At 69.1% G+C, this 15,211-nt stretch carries 12 protein-coding genes; 8 read left to right on the top strand and 4 right to left on the bottom strand.

Translation table 11 applies throughout. The features are described from left to right. The first annotated feature begins 586 nt into the window (after positions 1 to 586). The 5 genes from CcI156_RS19785 to CcI156_RS19765 all read left to right on the top strand — a co-directional run bounded on the left by CcI156_RS19785 (position 587) and on the right by CcI156_RS19765 (position 5,445). Positions 587 to 2,533, top strand: coding sequence for an AMP-binding protein (locus CcI156_RS19785; RefSeq protein ID WP_083718693.1), 1,947 nt, complete (start codon positions 587 to 589; stop codon positions 2,531 to 2,533). A 65-nt stretch (positions 2,534 to 2,598) separates the two neighbouring features. Next, positions 2,599 to 3,291, top strand: a complete 693-nt coding sequence (locus CcI156_RS19780) for a PaaI family thioesterase (protein WP_076807468.1) — start codon at positions 2,599 to 2,601, stop codon at positions 3,289 to 3,291. Next, positions 3,292 to 3,552, top strand: coding sequence for an acyl carrier protein (locus CcI156_RS19775; RefSeq protein WP_011436361.1), 261 nt, complete (start codon positions 3,292 to 3,294; stop codon positions 3,550 to 3,552). It begins immediately after the preceding gene. Further along, on the top strand, positions 3,549 to 4,487 hold the full coding sequence (locus CcI156_RS19770) for a cyclopropane-fatty-acyl-phospholipid synthase family protein (protein ID WP_063579523.1): 939 nt from the start codon (positions 3,549 to 3,551) through the stop codon (positions 4,485 to 4,487). Before CcI156_RS19775 ends, CcI156_RS19770 begins: the two co-directional genes overlap by 4 nt. Before the next feature lie 31 nt (positions 4,488 to 4,518). Further along, positions 4,519 to 5,445, top strand: coding sequence for an acyl-ACP desaturase (locus CcI156_RS19765; RefSeq protein ID WP_011436359.1), 927 nt, complete (start codon positions 4,519 to 4,521; stop codon positions 5,443 to 5,445). A 280-nt stretch (positions 5,446 to 5,725) separates the two neighbouring features. On the opposite strand, the gene CcI156_RS19760 is transcribed toward CcI156_RS19765, so the two are convergent. Next, positions 5,726 to 6,541: a ferritin-like domain-containing protein gene (locus tag CcI156_RS19760; protein WP_076807466.1), complete on the bottom strand. Its 816-nt coding sequence runs from the start codon at positions 6,539 to 6,541 to the stop codon at positions 5,726 to 5,728. A 467-nt stretch (positions 6,542 to 7,008) separates the two neighbouring features. On the opposite strand from CcI156_RS19760, the gene CcI156_RS19755 reads away from it, so the two are divergent. Next, entirely contained in the window at positions 7,009 to 8,439 is a 1,431-nt protein-coding gene (locus CcI156_RS19755; protein ID WP_254847522.1) for an NAD(P)/FAD-dependent oxidoreductase, read from the top strand. Between the two features lie 101 nt (positions 8,440 to 8,540). On the opposite strand, the gene CcI156_RS19750 is transcribed toward CcI156_RS19755, so the two are convergent. The 3 genes from CcI156_RS19750 to CcI156_RS19740 all read right to left on the bottom strand — a co-directional run bounded on the left by CcI156_RS19750 (position 8,541) and on the right by CcI156_RS19740 (position 11,505). Beyond that, complete coding sequence (locus CcI156_RS19750) at positions 8,541 to 9,200, bottom strand: sulfotransferase family protein (RefSeq protein WP_023841708.1); 660 nt, start codon at positions 9,198 to 9,200, stop codon at positions 8,541 to 8,543. Positions 9,201 to 9,446: 246 nt separating this feature from the next. After that, the gene (locus tag CcI156_RS19745) at positions 9,447 to 9,935 is read right to left on the bottom strand and encodes an Hsp20/alpha crystallin family protein (protein WP_011436356.1); all 489 of its coding nucleotides are present in this window, start codon (positions 9,933 to 9,935) and stop codon (positions 9,447 to 9,449) included. 625 nt (positions 9,936 to 10,560) lie between these two features. Next, positions 10,561 to 11,505 carry a LysR substrate-binding domain-containing protein gene (locus CcI156_RS19740; RefSeq protein WP_011436355.1) on the bottom strand — a complete coding sequence of 315 codons (945 nt, stop codon included), beginning with the start codon at positions 11,503 to 11,505 and terminating at the stop codon, positions 10,561 to 10,563. Between the two features lie 73 nt (positions 11,506 to 11,578). On the opposite strand from CcI156_RS19740, the gene CcI156_RS27435 reads away from it, so the two are divergent. Together CcI156_RS27435 and katG are read left to right on the top strand one after the other, a co-directional pair. Then, complete coding sequence (locus tag CcI156_RS27435; protein ID WP_255361128.1) at positions 11,579 to 11,701, top strand: hypothetical protein; 123 nt, start codon at positions 11,579 to 11,581, stop codon at positions 11,699 to 11,701. Between the two features lie 33 nt (positions 11,702 to 11,734). Further along, positions 11,735 to 13,969, top strand: coding sequence for a catalase/peroxidase HPI (gene katG, locus CcI156_RS19735; protein WP_076807462.1), 2,235 nt, complete (start codon positions 11,735 to 11,737; stop codon positions 13,967 to 13,969). Positions 13,970 to 15,211: the final 1,242 nt, after the last annotated feature.

Below are 15,211 nucleotides of genomic sequence, written 5' to 3'. Positions count from 1 at the left end.
AGCCTGATCGCGGCGGTGAGAAATGAGGGAATGGAGGCGATGGATGGGATGAGTAAGGACGGTGGCGGCGGGTGGGGACCCTCAGTTCCGTTCCCGAGTCTTGTCTCCTGACCCTTGTCTCCGGATTCCGGCCGGACACGGGAAACTTGCTTCGGTCGCGGTCGCGGTCGCGGTCGCGGTCGCGCGCCGAGCCGGCGACCCGGCGACCCGGCGAGGTGATCGGTACATTTGATACCACCAGGACGACACCCAGGTGAACTCCCAGGAAACCATCGGATGAATTTTCCGACCGCCGGAACGATTCGGTGATGTATTGTCGGCCCTGATGGATCAATAGATTACCTAAATTTTTGTTGACGAACGACCACCATACCCACGAGCCTTTTCCTGCCGCCCGCGGCATTCATCAGCACATCCGATCATCAGTACACCCGACGGACAGAGATCAGTACACCCGACGGGCGAGTACACCCGACGGGCGGCCCGATCGGCTGCTGTTCGGCCGCCGTCGCCTCGGTGCCGGCCGGGCCCCATCCGTCGCACGGACGCGGAAGACACCCGGACGCGGAAGACAGGAGCGCGGATCATGCCTGCCATCCGGAGCGAGGTCACCTCGCCCACCTCCGCCATCTCGCCCATGTCTCCGACTCTCCATCCGCGGCCGGGCCCCCCACGGTCGGCGACGACCGGCGGGCCGACCCACGCGACCCACRGCAGCCACCCGACCGACCCGACCGGCACGACCGACGCTCGCGGGCACCATGAGCCGCTCGACGCCGAGACGTTGCACGACGCACTGGACGTCGCGGCCGCCCGGCATCCCGACACGCCCGTCACGTTCCCGTCCACCCACGAGGTGATCTCGCTGCGGGACCTCGCGGCCACCTCCCGGATCATCGCGGCCGCGCTGACGACGGACGGGGTCCAGGCCGGCGAGCGGGTTGGGGTGCTGGCCGCGAACTCGGCCGAGTTTCTGCTCGCGCTCTTCGCGATCAGTCGGGCGGGCGCGGCGGCCTGTCCGCTGCCACTGCCGACCACCGCGCACGACCTCAACGGCTATGCCGACCGGGTCTCGCGCACTACGGCGGCCGCGGGCATCCACCGGGTGGTCACCGGCGGCCGAGTGTCGGCCATCCTGCGCCGCACGGCCGACCGGCTCGGCGGACTCCGGTTCCTCCCCGCGGCTGACCTGGTCCGCGACGTCGGTCCCGCCACGCCCACACGCCAGCCACATCCGGGTCCCGAATGCCCGGTGGGTGCGGTGGGTGCGGTGGGTGCGGACGACGTCGCGATCGTGCAGTTCACCTCCGGCAGCACCGCGGCCCCGAAGGGCGTGGTGCTCAGCCACCGCGCCGTGCTGTGCGGCATCCGCGCGATCATCGACGGCATCCGGCTCGGTGAAGGCGATCACGGCGGAATCTGGTTGCCGCTGTTCCACGACATGGGGCTGTTCGCGACCCTCAGCGCGATCATGACCGGCATCCCGATGACCGTCTGGTCCCCGGCGGACTTCGTCCGTGACCCCGCCGGCTGGCTGCGCTCGTTCCTCGCCAGCGGCGCCACGATCTCGCCGGCGCCGAACTTCGCCTACGACGACCTCGTCCGGGCGATCGACCCAGACGAGGTACCCGGGCTGGACATGCGCCGGTGGCGCGTCGCGCTGAACGGAGCCGAGCCGGTCTCCGCGGTCGGCGTCGAGCGCTTCCTCGACCACTTCGCGCCGGCCGGGTTCGCCCCCACGGCGATGTTCCCCGTGTACGGGATGGCCGAGGCCACCCTGGCCGTGGCCTTCCCGCCGCTGGGCCGCGCCCCCGTGGTCACCTGGGTCGACCGGGACCGACTCGCCGCCGAGGGAATCGTGACGGAGGTCCCGCGCGAGCATCCGCGCGCCAAGGGGCTGGTCGCCGTCGGCCGGCCGGTCCGCGACATCCGGATTCGCATCGCCGACCTGCACGGTGACGTCCTGGCCGATCCGCTCGGCGACGGTCTGGCGCCGAGCCTGCGGGTGGGCGAGATCCAGATCCGGGGTGGTTCGGTCACCTCGGGCTACCTCACCGCGGGGGGCCTGACGACCGGGGGCTTCACAGCGGACGGCTGGCTGCGCACCGGCGACCTCGGCTTCCAGCGCGGCGACGATCTGTTCGTGACCGGCCGGGACAAGGAAATGATCATTATACGCGGCGTGAACTACTACCCCGAGGACGCCGAAGCGGCGGTGCGTGACCTTCCGGGCGTGCACCGACGTCGCGTCGTCGCCTTCGGCTCCCCCGACCAGCCGGACGCCGCCGGCAGCCCTCCGGACGCCACCGGAGCGAAGGCTGCCGGCGGCGTCACGGTGGTCGGCGAGACCGCGCTGACCGAGCCCGCGGACCGAGCCCGACTCGCGACCGACCTGCGGATGGCGGCGACTGCGGCGCTGGGGCTGTCCACGGTGACGGTGCGTCTGGTCGAGCCCGGCGCGCTGCCCCGCACCTCCAGCGGCAAATTCCAACGGCTGGCGGTACGCGACCTGGTCGGGCGCGGCGTGCTCTGACCCGCAAGCCCAGCGTCCAATTCCGCACACCCACCGCGTTCCGCGCCCATCGACCAGGGAGCCCGATGCACAGCCACCTGATGACGCCGAGCCCTGACGGCCCGCGGGAAGCCGACGATCCGGAGGACTACCTGAGCGTGCCGTGGTCCGTGCTCGCGGACTATCGGTGTTTCGGCTGCTCGCCGCACAATCCGCACGGGCTGCAACTACGCTTCTCCGCCCACGCCGACGGCATCTCGACCCGTTTCCGGCTCGAACGCCGGCACGAGTCCTATCCCGGCGTCGTGCACGGTGGCCTCATCGGAGTGATCGTCGATGAGACGATGGGCAATCTGATCGTGCTGCAGGTCGGGCTCACCGCGTTCACCACCGCGCTGCGGGTACGCTACCTCGCCCCGCTGAGCGTCGGCGCCGAATACCGCTGCGTCGCCCGGCTGCGCGGCGTCCCGGATGCTACCCCCGGCCGCGGGGACGCGGCACCGGTCGGCGGCACGGCCGGCGGCACGGCCGGCGGCGTAAGCGGCGGCAGAGCAAACGGGCTGGTGCACGCCGAGGCCGAGCTCCTCGACGAGGCCGGGACGCTGCTCGCGACCGCAAGCGCGACCTACCKCCCGACCCCGATGGACACCGCCCGGGACCGGATGATGCTGAATCCGACCGAGGCCGACCGCGTCGCGCAGGCGCTGGCGGCGACGCTCACCAGACCACCGGCCACCGGGTCCACCGCCGCCGGCCTCCCCACCTCAGAGGAGCACTGAATGTCCGTGTCGTATACGGAGATCGTCACCACCGTCACCGCCATCGTCGCTCGTGAGCTCGGCATCCCGATCGAGGACCTGGCTGCGGACGCCGATCTGCGCTCCGTGGAGGGTGCGGACTCGGTGAAGGTGCTCCGGATGATCGCCCGGGTGGAACGCGAGTACGACGTCGAGCTCGAGGACGATGACGTCTTCTCGGCGGTCACCGTCGCCGAGGTCGCCGACGTCGTCCAGGCTGCGCTGCAGGTGCAGGCCGCATGAGCTCGCCCGTCACCACCGCGCCGGAGGCGGCGGCGGGCCTCGCCACCGAACCCACGACGAGCACCGAACCCACGACGAGCACCGAACCCACGACGAGCACCGAACCCACGACGAGCGACACCAATCAGCACTACGACCTGCCGCCCGAGGTCTTCGGCCTGTTCCTCGATCCCCTGCGCAAGTACAGCTCGGGTCTCTACCGCACGGAGCACGACACCCTCGAGCAGGCGCAGATCGCCAAGCTCCACTTCGTCGCCGATCGGCTCGGCCTGCGCCGCGGTGGTCGCGTCCTCGACATCGGATGCGGTTGGGGCTCGCTGACGCTGTTCATGGCGGTCGAGTACGAAGCCGAGGTCGTCGGGGTCTCCCCCGCAGGGCGACAGCACGCCTACATCGCGCAGCGAGCCGCCGAGCTCGGCGTGAGCGACCGCGTCACCACGATCCAGGGCCACTTCGAGACGGTCGAGCTGCCCTCGGGGAGTTTCGACGCGGTGACGATGCTCGGCTCGATCGTGCACATGCCCGACCTCGATGTCGTGTTCCGGCGGGCCCGGGCGCTGCTGCGCCGCGACGGACGGCTGTACGTGTCGGAAAGCTGCTTTCGCAACGCGGCCACCCGGGCGGCGTTCGACCATCGGGAAGGGACCGAGTTCGTCCGCGCATCGATCTTCGGCTGGGGGGACATGCGGCCGCTGTCCGACCTCGTCGCCGGCGCCGAGGACGCCGGTTTCTCCCTGGCGAGCCTCGACGATCTCACCGACGACTACCGGCGCACCATCGACGACTGGCTGGTGAACGTCGACGCGGCCGCGGAGCGGATCGACGCGATCCGCCCGGGAACGGCCGCGACGCTGCGCCGCTATCTGGAGGTCGCGAACGCCGGCTGGGGCTACACCACCAAGCACTACGCGCTGGTGTGCCGCAAGGCACGCTGACCGCCGCCGAGCGAGGAACGGGATCCACATCATGACGGCATCCGACATTCTCCGGCCGGCGTTCGGCCAGGCCCGCGGCGTCGAACCACCGCGAGCCCCCGCACGCCCGGCCCTGGCGCCGCTGCTTCCTCCCGCCGAGGTCGAGGCGGCCGTCATCGCCTTCCACCAGGCGGGTTCCACCACCCGCCGCTTCGACGTCGAATCGACGTTCGCCTGGGAGAACGCCGACGCCGGTCGGCTCACCGAGGGACAGCGCTCCGCGGTCCGGTTCATCACGTTGATCGAGGACCACCTGCCCGGCTACTTCGGCGTGTACGAGCGGGCCTTCCCGCTGAACCCCGACGTCGACGTCGAGACCTTCGTGCACAACCGGGAGCTTTACCACTTCACCGTGCGTTGGGCGCAGGAGGAGGACAGCCACGCCCGGGCACTGTTCCGCTACCAGGTCGCCGCCGGCATCGCCGATCCCGACGAGCTGCGGCGGGAACTGGCGACCGAGGGGCGCAAGCACTTCGAACTGCCGCACGACCACGCGGTCTCGCTGTTCGCCTACGCCCTGGTCCAGGAGAAGGCGACCCAGCTGTACTACCAGCAGCTGCGGGCGGTCGTCGGCGATCCGGTGTTGGCCGATCTRCTGAACCGGCTCGCCAAGGACGAGGCCCGGCACTTCACCTTCATGGCCGACATCGTGGAACGGTACCTGCGCCGCCACGGCGACGCCGTCATCGAGCCGATCCGGGAGGTTATCGCGCACTTCCGGATGCCACTGGCCGACACGATCCGGGGTTACTGGCGCTGGGCCCTGCGGATCGCCGAGACTGCCCGCTACGATCACACCGACGCCTACCCGCACCTCATCCGAGTGGTCAACCGGGCGGTCGACGTCCGCACCGACAAGGTCGACGAACTGGTTCGCTTCGTCGACGCCTGCCGGTCGACGACCCTGGACACCCCGTAGGTCCCTGCCAGGACCAGCGCAGCAGCAGTGGCCGTCCCACGAACCGGCGGCCGGTGAATTTGCGGGAGCTGAGCGCGGTCCGCGATCCCTGGACCGTGCTCAGCTCCCCACGACTCGGCCGCCACACGATCACGCGCACGATCACGCGGACGCGTCCCGGCTGGGACGCGTCCGCGTGGATGGCCGCACGGGAAACTACCGGATCCGTTCGTGACAGGCCCGGTACCGGCAAACCCGGCACCGTCAGGCCCGGTACTGACGAACTCGATCGCCGAAGCGGTCAGGGCATCGCCTCCACCAACGCCTGCCGGATGTCGGAGTTCCGGTTGAACTCCCGGCCGAGAACGCTGCCGAGCGCCTTGCGGATCTTCACTTGGAGCTGTTCCAGCGTATCCGGCTCGGAAACCCGCAAGAACACCTCGAACGCGGTGTCAATGGTCTCGTGGCCMTGAAGATCCTCGAGCAGGCGGTGCTTGAACTCCCCCACCGGATGCTTGATCCGGTTGTTCGACATGTAGAAGTGGAACGTCTCCAACACGGACACGAGCTCGTGCGGATTCCGCTCCAGCCGGCGCTTCGCGAAGTACATGAACTCCCGGGCATGACCGGCCTCGTCCCGGCTGGCGCGCAGCATGAGGTCCGCCAGCACCGGCTCGCGCACCCACTCCGACATCGTCCGGTAGACCGTGTYCACCGTCATCTCCGAGATGACGTTGGTGATCAAAGTGGCGCTCGGCGTGGTGCCCGGCACGTAGGGCTCGCGCAACGCCTCGATCCGGCGCTGGTCGATCTGGGCGTCCACCGCCTGCAGCCACGCCCGGAAGGCGTAGTGGTGCTGGAGCTCCTGGTAGCYCCAGATGTTCACGAAGGCAGAGCAGTCGTAATCGTCGGTGAACTCGTTGAGAAAGCCGTGCACCGCCGCGATGGAGGTGGCCTCACCCATGACCGCACCCTTGACCAGCGCAATATACTCGGGCTGGACAAGATCCCTGCGGATCTCGTCCAGCGGCAGGTCGACCAGCTTCCACTGCAGCCGCTCATAGTGCTGGAATACGTCAAAGCTGTGCGCGTTCTCGATGGTGTCGGAGGTCGCCATGCTGGAATCTCCCCTGGCCCGGTCCCGTCGACCTGTGCGGACTCGTTTCTATTTCACCACAGTTGGTTCGACAATATCAACGGCCAGTCATTACGTCATCCCATCGATCGATGGGAACAGGCTATGGCGCCCACGACGAAGTCCTTGGATTTTTATGATGTTCTCGCCCAGGATTCCGGGAAGATTAACCCACGAGTCGATCCGGCGGGCCGCCAATACCTCATGGCTGCTCTGGCTCCATGAACCTGCTCCAGGCACCTGCTCCATGCACCGCGCGAGAGACCGGGCAAGAGGGAGTTCATGTGACACCTGCTGCGCACGCTGCTGACGCGGGTCGAGAAGCTGGAGCTGCCTGGAGCCGCTCAGCGACAGCCGCCAGGACAAGCCGAACGTCAACTTCCGCGGCCCTGACGGACTCCCGGCCGCCCCGCGGCAGCCGGGGGCACGCCGTCGTCCTCGGCGCCGGGATGGCCGGGCTCCTCGCGGCCCGGGTGACGGCCGAGTTCTTCGACCGGGTGACGATCATCGAACGAGACGACCTCACCACCGAGGGTACTCGCCGCGGCGTCGCGCAGGGATCCCATCTGCACGCCCTCACCGAACGAGGCCGGTTGTGCCTGGAGGAGCTGTTCCCCGGGTTCACCGACACCGTGACCGGCCACGGCGCGCCTCGCGCCCACATGCTCGTCGAGACCCGGTGGTACGTCCGCGGGCGGCGATTGTACCCCACCGACACCGGGCTCACCTCCCTGCTGGCGAGCCGGCCGCTGCTGGAGAGCGTGCTGCGGGAGGCCGTACTCGCCCGTTCCCAGGTCCGCCTGCTGCAGCGGGTGCGCGCCGTTGGGCTGGTGGRCCGGCCCGGCCCGGGCGGTCCGGACGAACCCGGCCGGATCGTCGGGGTCCGGGTCGAACGCCTCGACAGTGGCCCGCGGCCGGACGACGCCCGAGTCAACGGCACCCAAGCCAACGGCACCCGGCCCGACAGCAGCACCTGGCCCGGCGGGGTACGCCCTGCGGATGCGCACCTCGACGGCGGCGAGGTCATCGAGGCGGAGCTGGTCGTCGACGCGACCGGCCGCGGCTCCCGGGCAGCGGACTGGCTCGCCGCGCACGGGCTGCCCGTGCCCGTGCGCGAGCAGGTCGACGTCGACCTCGGCTACGCATCCCGCGTCTACCGGCGACGCGCGAGCGACCTCGACGGCCAACGTGCGGTTATCATCTCGACGATCCCCGGGCTGCGCGGCGGTGGCGCCGTCGCGCAGGAGGACGATCGGTGGATCGTCACCCTGGCCGGCATGCTCGGCGAGCATCCGCCCACCGACCCGGACGGGTTCGCCCGCTTCGCGGCAACCCTGCCCGCTCCCGACATCGCCCGGCTCATCGCCGACGCCGAGCCGCTCGGGGATCCGACCCCCTACCGCTTTCGCGGATCGGTGCGACGCCCGTACGCACGCCTGCGCGAGCCCAGCGCCGGCTTCGTCGCCCTCGGGGACGCGGTGTGCAGCCTCAACCCGCTGTACGCCCAGGGGATGACGGTCGCGGCCCAGCAGGCGCTGGCGCTGCGGGACGCCCTGCGGGACACGCCGGACGCGCTCGGCCCACCCGCCGCCCGCACCGACGCCGATCTGCCCCGGCGGTTCTTCACCGCCGCGGCCGTTCCCGCCGACTTGGCCTGGGCTCTGGCCACCGGAAATGATCTAGGATACCCACAGGTGCAGGGGCGGCGCACCCCGCGGATCAGGCTGGTCAACGCCTATCTGCCCCACGTGCACGCCGCCGCGCATACCGACCCGGTGGTGGCCCGGGTGTTCATGCGAATCATCAATCTGGTCGAACCGCCGTCGGCCCTGCTGCGACCGGACGTCCTCACTCGGGTGCTACGCGCCCGCCGCTCCTGATCCTCCACGCCGGCGGCCGGCTCCGGGTGCCGTGGGATGCGCACGTGCCCGGGACCGCGCCGGGCCGGGAATCCCCGCCTCAGCCACCGAGCTGGGCGGGTTCACGGCTGGACACCACTCGCGCTCATGGCCGCGACGACACGTTCACGGTGTTTCGCCGCGTAGGCTTCTCGATTGTTCAGTCGGGGGAACTGTTCCCCCGGAACCGGCACACCGAGGAAGTCGCACAGGGGCCCCCACCCCTGGGCGACGTCGAATACCAACAGACGGTCGGCTGAGATCTCGCGTTGCACCGCGGCATTGTGCTCCGCGAAGACCTGTAGGGCGTGGTCCTTGTCTGCGAAACACCCCTTGAAGACACCGTCCCACACCACCAGATTCATCATGGTGATCACGCGCATGGCTTCCGCGCTCATTCGCGCCGGTCGGTTCGATATCGCCTGGAACAGTGTGCTCCGCGCACTGTCATACCACTTTTCCGGGTCGCGAACCGTAAGAATCACTCGAGCCGACGGGTAGTGGTCCGCAAGCTCCCGCCAGAACCGGGCTCCCGGCCAATCGACTGTCGATCTGTACTGGCCGTACAGCGAGTCCCAGTCCACAGGAGCGCCTTCAGCGGCACTCGTCCATGCGGCAATGGTCTCTCGGTGCGCGAGGACCTCGTCCATGTGATGACAAGGGCCGTAACCGAGCTGTTCGAGGGCCAACTTGAGCGAAAGCGTTCCGGTGCGCCCGAAGCCCGCACCAATGATGTTGATCATTTCCCTCCTCCGTAGACAACGGATGCAACATTAACGACCATTCCGTTGCGAGTCCAGAGGGAATTTTAATAATCTACCATTCTGGTAGGGATTGTGTAGTTGTAAGTATCCTAACTGCCCACACCCGGTTGTCCGGTGTAGTTTTATGGAGGATTCAGGATTCAGGATTCACCACGGCGCCGCGGCCAGGCGGGCACGGCCTCCGCCGGGGATAGCGGACACGCGGGCAGCGGCCCCGCCGCCGGGTCAGCTGCCGCCGCCACTGCCGCCGGTGACCTCGATGTGCCTGGGCTGACTCTTCCTGGACTTGGCGAGCCGGATCGTCAGCACCCCGTCGTCCAGCGACGCACTGACCGACTCCGGGTCCACCTCGCCCGGCAGCACGATGCGATGTTCAAACCTGCCCACCCGGCGGGTCTGACGGCGTAGCACGCCCTTCCGTTCCCGCTCCTTGATCTCACCGGTGACCCGAAGCTCGTTATCCTGCAGGTCGATCGAGACATCGCGGCCGCGCACCCCGGGGAGCTCGAGTTCGACGATGTAGGCATCGTCGGTCTCCTCGATGTCGACCGGGATGACGGCGGCGGCCAGCAGTCCCACCGGTCGGCCTTCCGCGCCACCGACGACCTCATCGAGCAGGCTTCCCATCCGGGTCCAGGCGTCCTCGATCTCCCGGAACGGATCCCACCTGATCACCGGGGCCGGACGTTGGCTGCTTCGCACCGGAAATGCCATGATGTTCCTCCACTCGTCAATATCATTTCGACATCATTCGATTCGACCACACAATCAGCTGTTATCGGTCAAACACTTCCATCGCCGTCTCCCTGGTCGTCGGCGGGTAAATCGGCCGCGGCGGGAAACACTGACCACTGCTTCGGGGTTGTTCCGCAACCGCCGGAACGGTGAACAACCGGCGCGACCTCTCCGGGACGGCCACCGCCTGGGCACACAGCACCCGGGCAGGTGTGGAGGCCGCGAAGCACGGCGGTCCCGCCATCCCCTCGAATCAGTTTTCCTCATCAAGACGAGCCGGCGGGACCCTGGCCCTGTCCGCTGACGGACAATGAGCCCAAAGTCCTTCTGCCCAGCTCCGCCCGCACGAAACCACAGCCKGGCGACGGTGCGGGCATCGCGGCATCCCGCCCTGCCCCGGCTGGTCGCGCGGCTGAACGCACTCCCAGGGGCTCCTCGAGCACCTCGGCGACCAGCCCGCGATCGTGACCACGCTGCAGGAATGGCATGACATCCTCGCGGCTGTCAGCCGGCAATCCGCCGAGACGGATCCGCTGCCAGTGGCACAGTGGCGTGCGCTCGCGGCCGGCCTGCCGCGTTCCCCGGAGCCCGCCGAGGGCGCGCGTCAGACCGCCGCGGCCGGCACCGGGGCGAGGGCGAGACCCGTCCCCGGCAGGGCGGCCCGCACCTCGGCGGCGAGCAGGTTCCAGTCCGTCACGCGGGCCGAGGTCAAGCGGTAGGCCAGGCCGACGCGCCGGTGCGGCGCGGGCCGGCGGAACGTGGCGACGGCCAGGCCCCGCCCCTCGCCGACCTCGACTCCGACAGCGGCGGCGGGGACGAGGGTCAGCCCCAGGCCACCGGCGACCATCTGGACGATCGTCGACAGGCTCGCCGCACGCAGGGTGGAACGCTCCCGTGCCCCTGCCTCCCGGCAGACCTCGAGTGCCTGGGCCCGGAAGCAGTGCCCGTCCTCCAGCAGGAGCAGGTCCTGCCCGCCGATGGCTGCGACCGGCACGGCAACGCCACCCGCCAGCGGGTGCTCCGCGGGGGTGACGAGGACAAAGTCCTCGTCGTACAGCGGGATCTCGGCTGTCCCCGGCTCATCGGTGGGCAGAGCGAGCAACGCGAGATCGAGCGCACCGCCGCGCAGCTCCGCCAGCAGGGTGGCCGTCTGAGACTCCCGCAGCCGCAGCCGCGCCTGCGGCCACCGTTCCCGCAGCGTCGGCAGCAGCTGTGGGAGCAGGTAGGGGGCCACCGTGGGGATGACCCCAAGACGGATGTCACCGACCAGGGGTTCCCGGGCCCGGATGGCCAGTTCACCGATGTCGTCGACGGCACCCAGTACCCCCCGGGCCCGCCGGACGATCTCCTCCCCGAGCCCGGTGAGCAGGACGCTGCGGGTGGTGCGTTCCACGAGCTGGACGCCCAGGGTGCGCTCAAGCGCCGCCACCGCGCTGGACAGCGTCGGCTGGCTGACGTGCAGGGCCGCCGCGGCGCGGCCGAAGTGCCGGTGATCGGCCACTCCGACGAGGGCGCGCAGCTGGGCCAGGGTCGGGTGCGGACTAGCCATAGATTGAGGCTATCAAAGTTGCGGAATTTTTCGATTTCTCTTCCGAGTCGCCGACCGTGACAGTGTGACAGTTATGACAGTGGAGTCATCCCTGCGCGGCTTCTCGATCGACGAGGCCGTCAACGAGGCCATCAACGACGGCCGCGGCCATCTACTGGGGCCGGCGCCCCGGCTGTTCCACCGCACGCGTTCCTGATCGCTCCTGATCCGTCTATGCCCGGAGGGTCCCATGTCCGAGAACCATGACGCAGTCGTGTACAACACGAACGCGGAGAACGGCGGTGGCTGCCCGGTCGCGCACAGGCGCGCCCCGCACCCCACCCAGGGCGGCGGAAACCGCGGCTGGTGGCYGAACCGGCTCAACCTGAAGATCCTCGCCAAGAACCCCGCCGTGGCCAACCCCCTCGGCGRGGAGTTCACCTATGCCGAGGCCTTCCGGACCCTCGACCTCGCCGCCGTGAAGCAGGACATCGCGGCGGTGCTGACTACCTCGCAGGCCTGGTGGCCGGCCGACTACGGTCACTACGGCCCGTTCATCATCCGGATGGCGTGRCACAGCGCGGGCACCTACCGCATCAGCGACGGTCGCGGTGGTGCGGGTGCCGGCCAGCTGCGTTTCGCTCCCCTCAACAGCTGGCCGGACAACGCGAACCTCGACAAGGCTCGCCGCCTGCTGTGGCCGGTCAAGAAGAAGTACGGTCAGAAGATCTCATGGGCCGATCTGATGATCCTCGCCGGCAACGTCGCCCTGGAGTCGATGGGCTTCGAGACCTTCGGCTTCGCCGGCGGTCGGGTGGACGTCTGGGAGCCTGACGAGGACGTCTACTGGGGCCCCGAGACCACCTGGCTCGACGACGAGCGCTACACCGGCGACCGGGAGCTCGAGAATCCCCTCGCCGCCGTCCAGATGGGTCTCATCTACGTCAACCCGGAGGGCCCGAACGGCAACCCGGACCCGATCGCCGCGGCGCGCGACATCCGCGAGACGTTCCGCCGGATGGCGATGAACGACGAGGAGACGGTCGCCCTGATCGCCGGCGGCCACACCTTCGGCAAGACCCACGGCGCGGCCAACCCGGACGAGCACGTCGGCCCGGAGCCCGAGGGCGCCCCCATCGAGGAGCAGGGCTTCGGCTGGACGAGCACCTTCGGCACCGGCAGGGGTGGGGACACGATCACCAGCGGGCTTGAGGGTGCGTGGACGAACACCCCGGTGAGCTGGGACAACAGCTTCTTCGAGATCCTGTTCAGCTACGAGTGGGAGCTGACGAAGAGCCCCGCCGGTGCGAACCAGTGGAAGCCGAAGGACGGTGCCGGTGCCGGCACCGTCCCCGACGCCCACGACGCAGCGAAAAGCCACGCCCCCACGATGCTGACGACGGACCTCGCCCTCCGGTTCGACCCGATCTACGAGCCCATCTCGCGGCGCTTCCTGGAGAATCCGAGCGCGTTCGCGGACGCGTTCGCCCGGGCGTGGTTCAAGCTGACGCATCGTGACCTGGGGMCGGTCGCGCGCTACCTCGGCCCGGAGGTCCCGACCGAGACGCTGCTGTGGCAGGACCCGCTCCCGGCGGTGGCCCACGAGCTCATCGACGCCGCGGACGTCGCCACTCTCAAGGGTCAGATCCTTGCCTCGGGCCTGTCGGTCTCCCAGCTGGTCTCCACCGCGTGGGCGTCGGCCTCGACGTTCCGCGGTGGTGACAAGCGCGGCGGCGCCAACGGTGCGCGCATCCGCCTCGAACCACAGCGCGGTTGGGAGGTCAACGAACCCGACCAGCTGGCGGCGGTCCTGCGCACGCTGACGAGAATCCAGGAGGTCTTCAACGCCGCCCAGACCGGCGGCAAGCAGGTCTCACTCGCCGACCTGATCGTGCTCGCYGGTGGTGTTGCCGTCGAGCAGGCCRCCGCGAACGCCGGCTTCGACGTCGAGGTCCCCTTCGCACCGGGACGTACCGACGCGTCGCAGGAGCAGACCGACGTGGAGTCGTTCGCGGTGCTCGAGCCGACGGCGGACGGGTTCCGCAACTACCTGGGGAAGGGCCACCGCCTGCCGGCTGAGTACCTTCTGCTCGACCGGGCGAACCAGCTGACCCTGAGCGCCCCCGAGCTGACGGTCCTCGTCGGTGGTCTGCGGGTCCTGGGCGCCAACTACCAGCAGTCGCCGCTCGGCGTCTTCACCGCGACCCCCGGGTCGCTGACGAACGACTTCTTCGTCAACCTGCTCGAGCTGGGCACGACGTGGAAGACGACGTCCGAGGACGCGAACACCTTCGAGGGCCGCGATGCCGCCACGGGCAAGGTCAGGTGGACCGGCAGCCGCGCCGACCTCGTCTTCGGTTCAAACTCCGAACTGCGCGCGCTCGCGGAGGTCTACGCGAGCGACGACGCGCGGGAGAAGTTCGTGCACGACTTTGTCGCGGCGTGGGTCAAGGTGATGAACCTCGACCGGTTCGACCTCGTCTGATCCTGGTTCACCTCGCCCGATCCTGACGTCCAGGTCGGCCCGTGCCGGGCCACCTGGACGTCCTCGGTCCCGTCGCCATGGGCCTGAGGACGTGACGGTCGTGACGGTCGTGACGGTCGTGACGGTCGTGACGAGCTCGTCCGCCGAACAGGTGCCGGCGGCCGATCGGCGTGACAGGCGTCACCAGCACCCCCATACCTTCAGATAATCGACTGATCCTGCTAGACAGAACCAGTACCCGGGGAAACCTCGACGTCGCAGTACGATCCCGCGGGGACGACCATGATCCTTTGTGATCCCGTGCCGCCCCTGCCGGAACGGCTCCCTCCCGCCGCCCAGGCCGTCCAGCCGCTGTCCCGGCCACGCTCCCCGTTCCCGTACTAAGCCGGGGGTCAACGGCTCTCGCCTTCGAAGATCTCCCTCACCGCCGCCGCGCGCGGGACGAGCGGTAGCGTGCGCGCCGCCAGCCTTCCTCTGGACACGCCTGGCGACTGGCCCGCGCGCCCACCCGAGGCACGGGAGAAACCCTCGGCATCCGGTCTCCTCGATCCCCTGCTGCTCTCTGTGCCCAGCCCTGGGCCGGCGACCGCCACGGTTCGGCGCACCGGCTGCCGTTGCACCGTTCGWCTCCCTCCCCCTCGACACGGAGGTCGAGGCGGCGGTCACCGTGCGACGCGTAGGTCGACAACTCACTGTAGTCGACTCCGAGCTCGGATCGGCGGGATCCCGGGCGAGCGTGCTTGTGCGTTTTCTCGTCTCGCGCCTCACCGTCCATTGACCCCTTCAAGGACGCGCTGGTCAACGCCTGTTCGAGGGACCAGACGGAGCGGGGACCGCGGCAGTCCGGTCGAGCGCGCCCGCACCCGGGCCGAGTCGGTCAGGTCGACATTTTTATTAACTCTGCGTAACAGAATGCGGAATACAACGTGGTCCTTCACCGCCCCGGACCGGAGGACCACCCCCATCGCTGCCACAATGCGACTTCGTAAGCACGGTTCGTAGTCAGACGGCACCAAAGACCACTAGCCACACATCCGACATCGCAGTCCGGAGTCTGGGGAATACCAGATTCCGGACAGCACGATCATCAGGGGGATCAAGAGATCATGACGTTAACGCATCCGACCGAGACGCCGACGAGCCTGATGACCGGGCATCCGGTTCGGCTGGCCCGCCCGGGGGAGACGGACGACCGCGAGTCGCGCCCCGCCCGGGACACCACCACGACAATCACCCGAACCG

This window comes from Frankia sp. CcI156, from assembly GCF_001983015.1.
GTDB classification, from domain to species: Bacteria; Actinomycetota; Actinomycetes; order Frankiales; family Frankiaceae; genus Frankia; species Frankia casuarinae.
The sequence above is the reverse complement of the archived record's forward strand: the minus strand, read 5'-3'. Positions and strand labels throughout refer to the sequence as shown.